This window comes from Chryseobacterium ginsenosidimutans, assembly GCF_039536845.1.
GTDB lineage: Bacteria > Bacteroidota > Bacteroidia > Flavobacteriales > Weeksellaceae > Chryseobacterium > Chryseobacterium ginsenosidimutans_B.
This window is the reverse complement of the sequence record NZ_BAAAZJ010000008.1, coordinates 166,505-178,800: the sequence shown is the minus strand read 5'-3', so window position 1 is coordinate 178,800 and position 12,296 is coordinate 166,505. Positions and strand designations below refer to the sequence as shown.

The following is a 12,296-nucleotide window of genomic DNA, read 5'->3' as shown; positions in this document are numbered from 1 at the left end:
AATTACACAGAACAAATTACAACTCCTGAAGATGAAAAAATACACATCAATTTTCGGAATTTTACTCCTGATAATTTTTACAGGTTGTAAGAAAACTATTGATCTTGGAAAAGATGCTTCTTTTACAATTGAGAAAAACATTGCTTACGGAAAAGATGCTGACCAGAAAATGGACATTTATATTCCTGAAAATCAAACAAAGGAACAAGATATTTTCGTCATTGTTCACGGCGGTGGCTGGAGAGGCGGAAGAAGGTCACAATTAACAAACTTTACTTTTGATCTAATGAAGAAGTTCCCGGAAAATATTTTCGTAAATATCGATTATCGACTGGCTTCTTCAACCCGTTTTGCACTTCCCGATCAGACGGATGACATTAAAAACGTAATGAATTATTTAGAGAAAAATTTAAAAATTCATCCAAAATATATTCTTCTCGGAAACAGCGCCGGTGGAAATTTATCAATGTTGTATGCTTATAAATATGATCAGGATAAAAAAGTAAAAGCAGTTATTAACATCGTCGGTCCCGCAGATTTGAATGATCCCAGATTTAAAAATTATGATGATTATGCTTTCGTTGAAAAACATTTGATTGATCCCAAAATTGTCGATAACAGTATCTCATTAATGGATTTTGGAAGTCCTGTCTATTGGATCAATAAAGATTCTGCACCTACCCTTTCTTATTATGGAACAAAAGACAATGTTGTTCCTTCATCACAGAAGAAAATATTAGATTCTGTTTTAAATAAAAATAAAGTTTACCACGAATCTTACGAATTTGACGGAAATCATCTGGATTGGGAAAAACAATCAAATTCAACATTTCTAATTAATAAAATCGATTCATTTCTGAAAAACTTAGACAAAAAATAAACGCTCTGATTTCTCAAAGCGTTTATCATTATATTTTTTCTATTCCGATTTAAAAACTTCCGTTCTTTCCGAAACTCCATTCGAATTAAAAGCTTCGATCTGGAAATAATAAGCATCAGTCCTGTCGGCTCCGGTGAAGAAATATTCATTTTTACCATAAACCATAATGCTTCCGTACAATTTATCAGGAGATTTTCCCCAATAGATTACATATCCGTCTGCATCGGAATTTTGCTGCCATTTCATCCAGATACTTCTTCTTTCCCCATATTTTTTAGCATCAGCTCTCAGAGGAACAAAATTCTGAACTTTTGGAGGAACTGTTCCCGCTCCTTTTCCAAAAACTCGGAATCCACTTAATGCAAATTTTCCTGTCGGCATTTTCAGGTTTTCCATTTTCAGGAATCTTGCTTTGGCAGGTTTTTCCAGCTCTACATAATCATGAGGAACGTCTTTGGTATTTTTACTTTTATCCACAATGACATTCCATTTTCTACCGTCATTTGATCCGTAAATTTTATACTGATGCATCTTACCCAATGTTTTTCCCATAAACTCGACATCCTGATCGGCATAATTAATCTGAATGGCATTAATAGTAGAAACTTCACCTAAATCCGTCTGAAACCACTCTCCGGAATTCCCTGTTTTTGCACTCCAGTACGTCTTAATATCTTCATCCACCGCGTAATTGGAATGATAACCACCCAAAGTAGATGATACCTGAACCGGTTTATCATAATTCAATAACATCCAACCTGCAAAAAGCCCTTTTGAAAAATCTTTTCCCTGTGCATATTGCGGAAGGTACGTCGGATAATCGCCATACGCTGTATTACAATACATTACATCATCTTTATCGAATCCTGCAGGCCAGATTCCCAGTCTCCTTTCAAAATTATTTTTAGTTGAAATAAAAATTGTTGAAACATGCCACCAGTTCTTGTAGTTATCCTCAAAAGTTGCTCCGTGTCCCGCACCTCTCGCAAAACCTCCCGGTTTATAGGAAAACGGATTGTGCTGTTGATATTCAAAACCCTCCAATGGCTTATTACTTACATAAACTCCGTCAGAATATCCACTGAATTCCGTTGCAGGAGCTCCGTATTGCATATAATATTTTCCGTTGTGCTTTGTCATCCAAGCCCCCTCAACGAAAGGCTGCAGAAAAACATTGTCATTATATTCACCAAACCTTTCCCAGCCGTGATCTTCTGGTTTTAATCTTAAAATAGGTTTTACAAAACCTTCTGACTGTAAGTTTTTTACCTTTACTTCTGTTCCCAATAACGGCCATTCGTTACTTGAACCCCAATACAAATACAATTTGTTTTTGTCTTCATCATAGTGAAAAGCAGGATCCCAAGCTCCGACCTTTAAAGTATCTGTTGCGATTTTCCAGTCGTCTTTTGTAGGATTTGTACTTTTCCAGATTGGGAAATCCTGTTCCCATGTTGACCCGAAAACATATAAAGTATCTTTCATGGCCCAAACTGCGGGAGCATTCAGATCATGAGTATATTTATTATCCCTAAGGAATTTTCTGTGTACAAATTTCCAGTCGAGCATATCATCGCTGTACCAATATCCTTCCTGATTGGTGGAGAAAAGGAATAGTTTATTTTTAAAATTAACGATCACCGGATCCGCTGTAGCACGGTGTTTCCCCTGTTTTGAAAAAACTTCGAACGGAGTATACCCGTAATCAATATTGATGGGATTACAAAATGTCTTTTGCTGAGCTTTTAAGCTAAATATTCCCAACAAAATCATTAATGAAAGGAGGCACTTCTGCATTTTCATATTTTTTAACTTATAAAACAAAATTAATCAACTTTTTTCGGTTTTCTCCAAATAAAACCATCCAATAAGTAATGAGTAAGCTGCGGAACCACCAACAAAGGAACTAAAAATTGGAACCAATTTAATGAAACATTCAAATTCAATGAAAAATGTTCGTTCCAAACCAGAATTTCCCATAAAAATTCCTCAAAAAAAGCAAAACCAACAATTACCCCAATAAATAGAAATATTCCGAAAGTAGATTGAAAAACTGAAAATATAGTACGCTGCGTTGTTTCTTTCTGTTTAATTTCCCGAATATAGATCAAAGCAACGTAAGGAATTCCATGAGAAATAACATTGAGAAAAGTGAAAACCAAATCATTATTAAAGTAGACAATTCCAAAGTACCAAGAAAGGTAAGTTCCTGTAATTAAAGCTATTTTAGGAATATTGAATTGTTTGGTTTTAAAAATTTCAAAAATAGTTTTAACAATCCAAACTGATAAAATCAAGACATATAGAACTGTAATGAGATTCGTATAATCCGGTAGGTTTTTAAACCAATTAAATTCATTTTCAACAAACCATGTGAAAGCTCTCGGCGTTTTAAACCAGTATAACATAGGGAAAACCGTCGCAGAATAAACCGCAATCTCATCGATTCTTTTGCTCCGGTTATTGGGTTCGAAACGCGCATAAATTCTCATGAAACCATATTGCTGTCTGATAAAATGAAATACCGCGACCAAAGCCAGAACTGACCAAAACGTCAGGCTTCCGAATTGGTACAAAAACAATCCCAAAACCCAGCTCAAAGCCGGAATTCCATAATACAACAGTTTTCTTTTCCGAACTTCTTCTTTAACAAAATAAGTTTTAAATAAAGTAGAATATACATGTGCAACATCCACAAAAACGATCAGAAAAAGCCATGTGTAAAAAGAGTAGTGATTTTCAAGCCCCTGAATCTGTTTCTGAAAAAGAAAAATGATCAGTAAAATCAAAAAAGGTGGTGATAAAATAAACCAGCCGTCTGTTTTTGCATTATGTATCCAAGATTGCTTCATAGCATTTTTTTTGCCGTTCTTAATCCCTGATAAAAGGCTTCTTCAAAAATTGAAATTCCTGATAAATCAGAATGAGCGAAGAAAATTTTTCCGTCGATGGCTTGTTTTGTCTCTTGAGTTTTTTCTCCAAAAATCTGATTCGGAACAGGCGCAATCATGGCATGACCGATCTTGTGAAACTGCATTTCAATGATAAAATCTTCGATCAAAGGATGTGCTTTTTTTAAATCATCCAACACCAAATTTTTAAGCTGATCTTCTTTTAAAGCATATAATTTTTTTCTTGCCTTTTTACAGTCATCCGTTGAAAAACTTCTGTAGTAAGTAATCACTTTTTCTCCTAAAATCTGATCTACATTTTGATGCTGATCGTAAATATAACCCAAACCATCCGACCCGTAAATTACATTATCCCAAGCCAGTTCTTCATCACCTCCGAATTCGTTTTTCAAAGTAATCGTCGTTAAAAGCCACGGAACATAATTAAAATTTTCAGCTCTTTTATGATTAAAAATTCTTTCGTTGACAAACTGTGGCGTTGCAAAAAGAACTTTTTCAGCAATGATTTTTTTTGTCTTTTTCTGAATATTATCAAAACTTAAAACCTCAACATTTTCCTTCAATTGAACATCGAAAACTAAATGATTCGGTAAAGATTTTCCTTCTGTATATTTTGAAAAATGCTTTGCCAGTCTTGCATTTCCTTCCGGCCAGGTGAAAACCTGATCTTTATATTTTTTGCTCCAGTTGTTTTTTCTTCCTGCAAAATAATGAATTCCTGCCCAGGCTGAAACATAGTTAATTCCCAAGCCGTAATCGTCGCGACAGGAATAATCGAGTAACCAAAACAATTCTTCTGATTTAAAATCTTTTTGATGAAGCCAATCTTTAAAAATAATTTTCTCCAATTGTAAAACCTCATCTTCCCGACTAGAATCATCTACTGGAATCGCAAAGAAATATTTCCCCAGATTATCTTTTTTATCCCGGAAATGATCCATCATTTTAAAAAACCGATCCATTTCTTTTTGAGTTTCTGCGGAAATTCCTTTTTGCGGAACAATATCGTTTTGCCACGAATTTTTGAAAAATAATCGTTCCTGTTGAGGGAAAGTCATTTGATATTCATCTAAAATCGGATCGCCCCTTTCATCATCACCTTGATAAATTTTGCATTCTTTTAAAAATTCAATAATTTCAATATTTTCTTTATTCGGTAACGGCAAATAATGCGCACCCAAAGGAAATTTTGAAAACTGATTTTGTCCGTTTGATGAATTTCCTCCTAAATGATTTTCCATTTCTAATAACAGATAATTATTTTCATTATTTTGATTGAAGAATCTGCACGCAGAAAGCCCTGAAATCCCACCACCGACAATAAGATATTTTGTCTGGATTTCTTCCGTATGTTTTGGAAAATCTTTAGCCCAGAGTTTATGCCCGAGAATATGATTGGTTCCCGTGATTTTAAGCAATAATGATTTGCCTTTCTTACTGCAATATTGTAGAAAAGGAAGCATCAGACTGCCTAGAAATATGGTTTTCAGGAAATCTTTTCGGGAAAATTGAGTTGCAGAATTTGGCAAGATTTAATTATTATTTTGAAATACTTTCGTAATTGTCATCGGGATTCTGGAAGTTGTTGATGACACGGTGAATTCTTAATATGTCATCCTGATAATCATAAATAATATAGTTATGCTTCGTTACCAAATATTTCATAAACCTGTATCTCTATATTTTTCAAAATACACATTTTTCAATAGTAAAATTTGAATAGCTTGTTCATATTTATCCAAAAAGTTTTCCAAGACAAGAACTCCCCAATTATCGAAAAGATAATCCTGAAGATTCTCAAAATCTTTTCTGGAAAGACTACTATATTCTATTCTCATTCTTGCGCTGTTCTAATCTTGCTCGAGCTTGCCTCATCACTTCTTCATGAGAAATTGTTCTTCCCATTTTGAAATCTTCTTCGGATTTTTTCAGTGATTCTAAAATTTCTTCATGAGTTTCATTTCTGTAAACAGGCTCCATAACTTTAGCAATAGACAATAACTCCTCGGGAGTAAATCTTTTCTCTTTCATTTTCTTAAAAAACGTAGGTTTTTTGATTCCTGTTTTCTCAATGATATAAGCAATTTTGAAAGGCGACTCTTTCAGAATCTGATCTATATTATTTTGGATCTCTATATATTTTTCAATTTCAGCTATCATAATCTTATACTTTAAGTCTCATTTTATGATACAAATATAATAAATTATTTATACCATTATTGTACTTTCCCCCACTCTTCATCGAAATAACGTACTAAAATTTGGTTATCCAATCGGTTGACTTCGATATCTTTCGTCTTCATATCTTTAGTAAAATACGACAGTTGCGAAAAATTGTAATCATAGAACTTTAAATTGGGAATCTTTCTGTAAATCTTATTATTAATCGGTTCAAAAGAAGCCATCGAAAAACCCCATTCCCCGAAAGACGGAACATAAGTATGGTATGCCGAAGTAAACGGAAATATCTGATTGATTGTTTTTTCAATACACCAGAAAGATTTCGGCGCAAAATAGGGTGAAGTCGTCTGAACAACAATTTTTGTATCTAAAGTTGTCAATTTTTCCAACTCTTTGTAAAACTGCAGGGAATATAATTTTCCTAAACTGTAATTGGATGGATCGGGAAAATCGATAATGATAACACCGAATTTTTGCTTGTTTTCCTTTACCCAGATGTAAGCATCTTTGTTGATGATTTTCAATTTTGGGTTGGACAAAGAACTTTGATTAAGCTGACGCATCGTTTCATTGGTTTTGAAAAAATTAGTCATTTCTCCATCCAAATCTACCAGAGTAATATTTTTTACGTCTTTATATTTTAAGACTTCACGAACAGCAAAACCGTCGCCACCTCCTAGAATTAATACATCCTCAATATTTTTTGCCATCGACATCGCGGGATGAACCAATGCTTCATGATAGCGATATTCGTCTGTAGATGAAAACTGTAAATTGTTGTTTAAATATAATCTGAATTCGCGGCTGTTTCTTGTTAAAACGATTCTCTGATAAGGCGAACTTTTGGTATAAACTACATTTTCACCGTATAATTTCTCTTCAGAATAAGATAAAATTTTATCTGAAAAAATAAAAAGAGTCAGCAGAAATATAAATGCACCGATTGATTTTATTCTTAGTGAAATCGGTTTTGAAAGTTCTTTTTTAAGATAGAAACATAAAAATATGGCGATTGAAATATTAATCAATCCAAAAAACAAAGGTGTTTTTACGATTCCCAACTGAGGAATTAAGACCAGTGGAAATAAAATGGAAGCTAATAAAGCTCCGATATAATCAAATGCAAAGACATTTGAAACCAAATCTTTAAACTGAACTCTGTCCTTTAAAATGTTCATCAACAAAGGAATTTCCACACCGACCAGACATCCTGTAAAAAAGACAAAAAGATATAAAACAGCCTCAAAATGTGCCAAAGTATTAAACAAAATAAACAACACTACCGAACTGATTCCTCCGATAATTCCTACTAGAATTTCGATTTCTACGAACTTATCGATCAGATTTCCTTTGATGAATTTTGAGAAATAAGAACCAACTCCCATCGAAAAAAGGTAAACACCAATAATGAAAGAAAACTGTTTCACAGAATCTCCTAAAAGATAGCTTGCCAAAGCTCCAGCGACCAATTCGTAAATCAGTCCGCAAGTCGCAATAACGAACACCGAAAACATTAATAACAGCTCAAGAGGAATCCTCTTCTTATCCATGAATTGCTGCGCTTATAATAATTGAAATACCAATGATAAAAGCTCCGAAAATAATAGCTAAAGCCGTGTTTTTATTCTGAGCGATCTCATGCCATGTTTTTTCCGGTGTTATTTTTTCAATAACAACATAACAAAGCAACAAAATAGCAATTCCTAAAAAAGAATAAATCACCGAATTGATGATGGGTAAAAAATTTATCTGATCCATAATTTATATTTTTATTTGTGATAATATCTGTAATAGCCGACTCCAGAAGAGTGATGTCTCCTTGTAGTTCCGTCGCGGTAAGTTTCTGTTTTTTCGCAGTCACAAAACTGGTTTCCGTTATAGGTAAGATAAGTGAACCAGCCCAGAAAAAAAACTCCGATGAGACACAACAGCCAGTTTTCTTTTATGTAATTTATAATATTCATATTATGATTGCGGATAAGGTGAATTTGAACTGTTTGACCATTTACTCGTTTCAAAAATTTTTCTTCCGAAATAACATGCTACTACAAATACAATTAATAAAATCATCACAATAGCGAAATTCCAGAAGGAAACCGGAAGCCATTCGGCTTTAATTTTAACAGATTTATTGTCATAGCTTGTAGGCGCTGTACTTCCGGGCGAAACATTTGCATTCAGTAAAGAATCGATATCAGCTTTTCCTAAAGTCTGGCAAACCAATTGTGCAAGCGCGCTTACCGAATCTTTTCTGATCACTTTTGAATCTCCGAAAGCAGCCGTTTCCATTGTGCTGTTATTGGTCACACTAATTGTTCCGTACGTATCTCTCGATAAAGACAAACTTCCATCCGGAGAAGCATAGTTTGATGATACAGAAGTCTGTGCTGCTTCCTGCTTTTCAGCGGAAATTAAAAAGTGATATTTTCCCGGAGCGACACCACAAAAATTAAATTCTGAGTTTTTACTTCCTTCACTCCAGTTTTCTCCGTCTTCATAACCGTGATATTCTTCAATATCTTTCGAGGTGTAAGCAATTTCGTTTGTATTTTCATTCACCAGACTTAATCCTACATTTGCCCAGGAATTATCTACATTAGAAGAAACCTCAACCTTCAAAGGTGCAGAACCGCCCGATAACTCGAAACTTTTACTTACCATTTCCTTGTCTCTTACATCTGCGAAGTTGATTTCCTGTTCAAATACAGATTTATTAGTTCTTGACGTGACAACATATAACTGAACCAGACAAATCATTAAAGCAGCAACAGCCATAATATTCAGAACTTGTCTGAAATTAAAATAAAATGGCTGTACAATTCCGATTCCTGAGTAATTTGGGAGATTTTGAATATTGAACGCCTTTTTTACCTTATATTTTGAAATATGTCTGCCGAAAAAATACTCATTTGATCCTTTCGACTGTTCCTGAGAAATCATCTGAGTGGCATTAACGTACTCTCTGTAAGTTGCCAATCCGAAATCCAATCGATCTTCAAAAAAACCGGCTGCAGCGTGAATATAACATTCTGAAGTTTCATACCAACGGTAATTTCTCCCATGCAGTTCTGCTGCTTTTCCGTTCAGCTTTTTTTTGACATCCATCGCATTGATTGAATGCAGGAAAACCCAGTGCCCGTCGCTTTCACTTAAGAAAGCTTCTTCACCTTTTTTATCTTTTAAGTAATATTCTCTCCAAAAGATATTTGTTCCGTATTTTCTGATGACAATTCCTGTTACCGTATATTCTACCTCATCAATAATTCCTTTTTGCCCTATCTCCAGAACAACATTTTCAATCGGTTTCTTTACAACTTTTGTAGATGTATTTTTAGTAATATCAATAAGATTCGAACATGATCGGCAAATATATTCCGTGATCTGAAAATCTGCATCAATCTTATTCTCAGTCTTACACAAGGGACAAGTGTAATGCATTTTTATCTGTAAATTTTGTGTTTCTGAATGATTTTAGCTTTAAAATATTCCACGACCTCATCAGCAATTTTTTCAACTTTCTCCGTATTGTCCTGCAAATAATTACACAGAAAAATATCAAAAGTAAGCTGTCGAAATTCCGGCCAGGTGTGAATGCACAGGTGAGATTCTTTAAGACAAACCGCTGAAGTAAAACTCTGATTTTCAAAAACGTGGTTCGTAATTCCTACAATTTCCACATCCTTTTTTTCAAGAATACTTTTTGTAAATGCCAAAAAACCCTCACTGTCTAATAACAAAGCTTCTGACTCCGTTTCCAAAGTCAGAAGAATATGTAAACCTTTACTGGTTGATGATTCCAATTAATTATATTTTAAGCAAATATATTATTTTTTTGGCAAGAAAACTTCGGCAAGCATACAACGTGCACTTCCTCCGCCATTTACCTCAATTGTATTTAAATCCGAATAAATGATCTCGCAGTATTTTTCAATTGCTGAAACCTGGTTTTCGTTTAAAGATTTATAAGCTGTTTCGCTCATTACCAGAAATTTTTCACCTTCTTTATTTTGAACCTGAAGCATATTTCCTGCAAATTGCTGCATTTGTTCTTCGGAAATTTCAATGATTTCTTTTCCTGAATTTTTAATGGCTTCGATAACTTTGCTTCTTTCCAGTTCATTATCGATACAATCTAAGCAGATCACAACGAATTTATCTGCAACACACATCATGACATTGGTGTGATAAATCGGAAGTCTTTCCGAACCTACTGTCTGAAATGAATGAAAAACCACAGGCGTAAAATCGTACTTCTCACAGAATTTTCTGAATAAATTTTCATCCAATCTCAAAGAAACCGAACCGTAAGCAATTCTATTATCGTGATCGAAAATCATACTTCCTGTTCCTTCCAGAAAATGCCCCTGAATTTCAGCAAGTGACCAATCATCAATCTCAGCAACATCAAATCCCTGATCTTTGATCGTTTCAATAATATCTTCTCTTCTTTCCACTCTTCTGTTGGAAGCAAACATCGGATATAAAACCACTTTTCCATCATTGTGGAAACTTACCCAGTTATTCGGGAAAATAGAATCCGGTGTATGAGGATCTAATGTATCTTTAATAGTGATAACATTAATTCCTTTGCTTCTTAATTTTTCAACAAAAGCTTTAAATTCTGTCAAAGCTTTAAACTGAATATCAAAGCCTTTCTGCTCCACCTGAAAATAGTTATTTTTTGCTGTTTCTTCGTTGAAACCGAATGCAATCGGCTCTATCATTAATACGGTATCTGTTGTCTGCATGTTTATTGGGTTTGAGGGGTGTTGGGTTTTAGTGTTTTAGTGTTTTAGTGTTTTAGTGTTTTAGTGTTTTAGTGTTTTAGTGTAAATTTATTCTCTATTGATTTGTTAAAGAAAATGTACACCAACTTTTGGATTGACTCATCATATTAACCAACATCCCGATTATTTGATTATACTGATTGTTTAAATTACTAAACTGTTCTTTATTTATATAGTTACAGGCTAAAGCAAATTGAAGCCAAGTCTGCGTTTCTCTTGCTTCGCCCTCCGAATCTGTAAGCTTTGCTATAAAGGATTTTTCATATTTTCTTTTCCCCCAAGCTCCACTTATGTTTGCAGAGGTAGATCATGATGATCTTCTGATTTGATTTGATTTGTCAAAGAATAAAGTTCTTCTTTTGGAAAAGATTTTGAAAGTTCAAAAATCATCATTGCCGTTTCAAAAGACTTTTGATAAACTTTCAAATCCTGATGAAATTTAATAATTGACATATTTGTATTTTTAACTAAAATAGAAAAAATATCAATACCTCACTCCTAAAATCTTTAACTCCCCAACACTAAAACTCTACTACTCTCCGACACTCTCACTCTCTAACAAGCGGCATTGTAGAACATCTCAACAATCCTCCCATTTTTGAGATTTCTCTGTAAGGAATTTCTTCAACGGTCATTCCCCATTCATTTCTCAGGTGATTATTCATTCTTGTGAAAGCTTTGTCAGAAACTACAATTTCGGGAGAAATAGAGAAAATATTCGGACACATTTCGAACATTTCTTCGGCGGTCACATGGAAGCAGTTTTCTTCTCCGAAAATATCAATAATTAAACGGTAATCACTTTCGTCTACAAAACCATCTTTGTAAATAATGCATTTATCTTTCCCGATCGGATTGAAAGTACAATCCAAATGTAAAATTCCTTCGTATGGAATCTTATCATTTTTCTTTAATTCCAGGTCGATAATTCTCTTTTTGGGAAAATATTCTTTGAGAATTTCGATGGCATATTCGTTGGTTCTTGCTGTTTTATAGCTTCTGTAATCTTCACTGAAACAAGTTCCGATAAATAAAAAATCATTCCAGACAATGACGTCACCACCTTCAATGTGAGCCGTTTCCGGAAGATTAATAATTTTTCTCCAGGCTACTTTCTCGAAAACTTTTTTGTAAGCTTCCTGCTCATCAGCTCTATCTGCAATTACATTGGAAATAATCATCTTATCATCAATCACAAAAGCCACATCTCTCGCAAAAACCTGATTATAATCTTTGATAATGCTTGGACGAAGAACTTCAACATCATATTTCTTTAAAACTGCTTCAAAAGCATTCATTTCATTGATAATATCCGCTTCTACAGGATAAATATTATTTTCAATCGAATAATACGATTTTGCGTCATAGCTTTCTTCCAGTGTCGGAATTCCTCCCATTGAATTGGGTTGACCTAAAACTACAGATTTCAGCCTCCCCGTTTCGTTTTTTATATTTAGTTTCATAAAGATTTATGCAATGCTACAAATATAAGTAAAGGTCTGTATCTGGGAAACTTTTCAAATGTTTTATAAATCA

Annotated in this window: 16 protein-coding genes; 1 reads left to right on the top strand and 15 read right to left on the bottom strand. The window is 34.0% G+C overall.

What is annotated here, in order from left to right:
- Window positions 1-31: 31 nt before the first annotated feature.
- On the top strand, window positions 32-880 hold the full coding sequence (locus tag ABD745_RS09205; RefSeq protein ID WP_344828382.1) for an alpha/beta fold hydrolase: 849 nt from the start codon (window positions 32-34) through the stop codon (window positions 878-880).
- A gap of 39 nt (window positions 881-919) precedes the next feature.
- On the opposite strand, the gene ABD745_RS09200 is transcribed toward ABD745_RS09205, so the two are convergent.
- The 15 genes from ABD745_RS09200 to ABD745_RS09130 all read right to left on the bottom strand — a co-directional run bounded on the left by ABD745_RS09200 (window position 920) and on the right by ABD745_RS09130 (window position 12,223).
- The gene (locus ABD745_RS09200) at window positions 920-2,677 is read right to left on the bottom strand and encodes a discoidin domain-containing protein (RefSeq protein ID WP_344828379.1); all 1,758 of its coding nucleotides are present in this window, start codon (window positions 2,675-2,677) and stop codon (window positions 920-922) included.
- A 29-nt stretch (window positions 2,678-2,706) separates the two neighbouring features.
- Window positions 2,707-3,732, bottom strand: coding sequence for a hypothetical protein (locus ABD745_RS09195; protein ID WP_344828376.1), 1,026 nt, complete (start codon window positions 3,730-3,732; stop codon window positions 2,707-2,709).
- Window positions 3,729-5,321 (bottom strand): NAD(P)/FAD-dependent oxidoreductase, encoded by a 1,593-nt coding sequence (locus ABD745_RS09190; RefSeq protein WP_344828373.1) that lies wholly within the window; start codon window positions 5,319-5,321, stop codon window positions 3,729-3,731. The genes ABD745_RS09195 and ABD745_RS09190 overlap by 4 nt, the downstream gene beginning before the upstream one ends.
- A 10-nt stretch (window positions 5,322-5,331) precedes the next feature.
- Entirely contained in the window at window positions 5,332-5,457 is a 126-nt protein-coding gene (locus ABD745_RS09185; RefSeq protein ID WP_344828371.1) for a hypothetical protein, read from the bottom strand.
- Window positions 5,454-5,630, bottom strand: coding sequence for a hypothetical protein (locus ABD745_RS09180; RefSeq protein WP_344828368.1), 177 nt, complete (start codon window positions 5,628-5,630; stop codon window positions 5,454-5,456). The genes ABD745_RS09185 and ABD745_RS09180 overlap by 4 nt, the downstream gene beginning before the upstream one ends.
- Complete coding sequence (locus ABD745_RS09175; protein WP_344828365.1) at window positions 5,614-5,952, bottom strand: hypothetical protein; 339 nt, start codon at window positions 5,950-5,952, stop codon at window positions 5,614-5,616. Before ABD745_RS09175 ends, ABD745_RS09180 begins: the two co-directional genes overlap by 17 nt.
- Before the next feature lie 56 nt (window positions 5,953-6,008).
- Window positions 6,009-7,523 carry a polyamine aminopropyltransferase gene (locus ABD745_RS09170; RefSeq protein ID WP_344828362.1) on the bottom strand — a complete coding sequence of 505 codons (1,515 nt, stop codon included), beginning with the start codon at window positions 7,521-7,523 and terminating at the stop codon, window positions 6,009-6,011.
- Window positions 7,516-7,731, bottom strand: a complete 216-nt coding sequence (locus ABD745_RS09165; RefSeq protein ID WP_344828359.1) for a DUF350 domain-containing protein — start codon at window positions 7,729-7,731, stop codon at window positions 7,516-7,518. Before ABD745_RS09165 ends, ABD745_RS09170 begins: the two co-directional genes overlap by 8 nt.
- Before the next feature lie 11 nt (window positions 7,732-7,742).
- Entirely contained in the window at window positions 7,743-7,937 is a 195-nt protein-coding gene (locus tag ABD745_RS09160; RefSeq protein WP_344828356.1) for a hypothetical protein, read from the bottom strand.
- A 1-nt stretch (window position 7,938) separates the two neighbouring features.
- Window positions 7,939-9,411, bottom strand: a complete 1,473-nt coding sequence (locus ABD745_RS09155; protein WP_344828353.1) for a DUF4178 domain-containing protein — start codon at window positions 9,409-9,411, stop codon at window positions 7,939-7,941.
- 2 nt (window positions 9,412-9,413) lie between these two features.
- On the bottom strand, window positions 9,414-9,773 hold the full coding sequence (locus ABD745_RS09150; protein WP_344828350.1) for an S-adenosylmethionine decarboxylase family protein: 360 nt from the start codon (window positions 9,771-9,773) through the stop codon (window positions 9,414-9,416).
- 24 nt (window positions 9,774-9,797) lie between these two features.
- Entirely contained in the window at window positions 9,798-10,721 is a 924-nt protein-coding gene (gene ctlX / locus ABD745_RS09145; protein WP_344828347.1) for a citrulline utilization hydrolase CtlX, read from the bottom strand.
- 94 nt (window positions 10,722-10,815) lie between these two features.
- Window positions 10,816-11,010 (bottom strand): four helix bundle protein, encoded by a 195-nt coding sequence (locus ABD745_RS09140; protein WP_344828827.1) that lies wholly within the window; start codon window positions 11,008-11,010, stop codon window positions 10,816-10,818.
- A 38-nt stretch (window positions 11,011-11,048) separates the two neighbouring features.
- Window positions 11,049-11,213, bottom strand: coding sequence for a four helix bundle protein (locus ABD745_RS09135; RefSeq protein ID WP_344828344.1), 165 nt, complete (start codon window positions 11,211-11,213; stop codon window positions 11,049-11,051).
- 95 nt (window positions 11,214-11,308) lie between these two features.
- Window positions 11,309-12,223, bottom strand: a complete 915-nt coding sequence (locus ABD745_RS09130; protein ID WP_344828341.1) for a dimethylarginine dimethylaminohydrolase family protein — start codon at window positions 12,221-12,223, stop codon at window positions 11,309-11,311.
- Between the last annotated feature and the right edge of the window lie 73 nt (window positions 12,224-12,296).

Coding starts and splice junctions, on each gene's coding strand:
- ABD745_RS09205 (WP_344828382.1), top strand. CDS start 32: ATGAAAAAATACACATCAATTTTCGGAATTTTACTCCTGATAATTTTT.
- ABD745_RS09200 (WP_344828379.1), bottom strand. CDS start 2,677: ATGCAGAAGTGCCTCCTTTCATTAATGATTTTGTTGGGAATATTTAGC.
- ABD745_RS09195 (WP_344828376.1), bottom strand. CDS start 3,732: ATGAAGCAATCTTGGATACATAATGCAAAAACAGACGGCTGGTTTATT.
- ABD745_RS09185 (WP_344828371.1), bottom strand. CDS start 5,457: ATGAAATATTTGGTAACGAAGCATAACTATATTATTTATGATTATCAG.
- ABD745_RS09180 (WP_344828368.1), bottom strand. CDS start 5,630: ATGAGAATAGAATATAGTAGTCTTTCCAGAAAAGATTTTGAGAATCTT.
- ABD745_RS09175 (WP_344828365.1), bottom strand. CDS start 5,952: ATGATAGCTGAAATTGAAAAATATATAGAGATCCAAAATAATATAGAT.
- ABD745_RS09170 (WP_344828362.1), bottom strand. CDS start 7,523: ATGGATAAGAAGAGGATTCCTCTTGAGCTGTTATTAATGTTTTCGGTG.
- ABD745_RS09165 (WP_344828359.1), bottom strand. CDS start 7,731: ATGGATCAGATAAATTTTTTACCCATCATCAATTCGGTGATTTATTCT.
- ABD745_RS09160 (WP_344828356.1), bottom strand. CDS start 7,937: ATGAATATTATAAATTACATAAAAGAAAACTGGCTGTTGTGTCTCATC.
- ABD745_RS09155 (WP_344828353.1), bottom strand. CDS start 9,411: ATGCATTACACTTGTCCCTTGTGTAAGACTGAGAATAAGATTGATGCA.
- ctlX (WP_344828347.1), bottom strand. CDS start 10,721: ATGCAGACAACAGATACCGTATTAATGATAGAGCCGATTGCATTCGGT.
- ABD745_RS09135 (WP_344828344.1), bottom strand. CDS start 11,213: ATGTCAATTATTAAATTTCATCAGGATTTGAAAGTTTATCAAAAGTCT.
- ABD745_RS09130 (WP_344828341.1), bottom strand. CDS start 12,223: ATGAAACTAAATATAAAAAACGAAACGGGGAGGCTGAAATCTGTAGTT.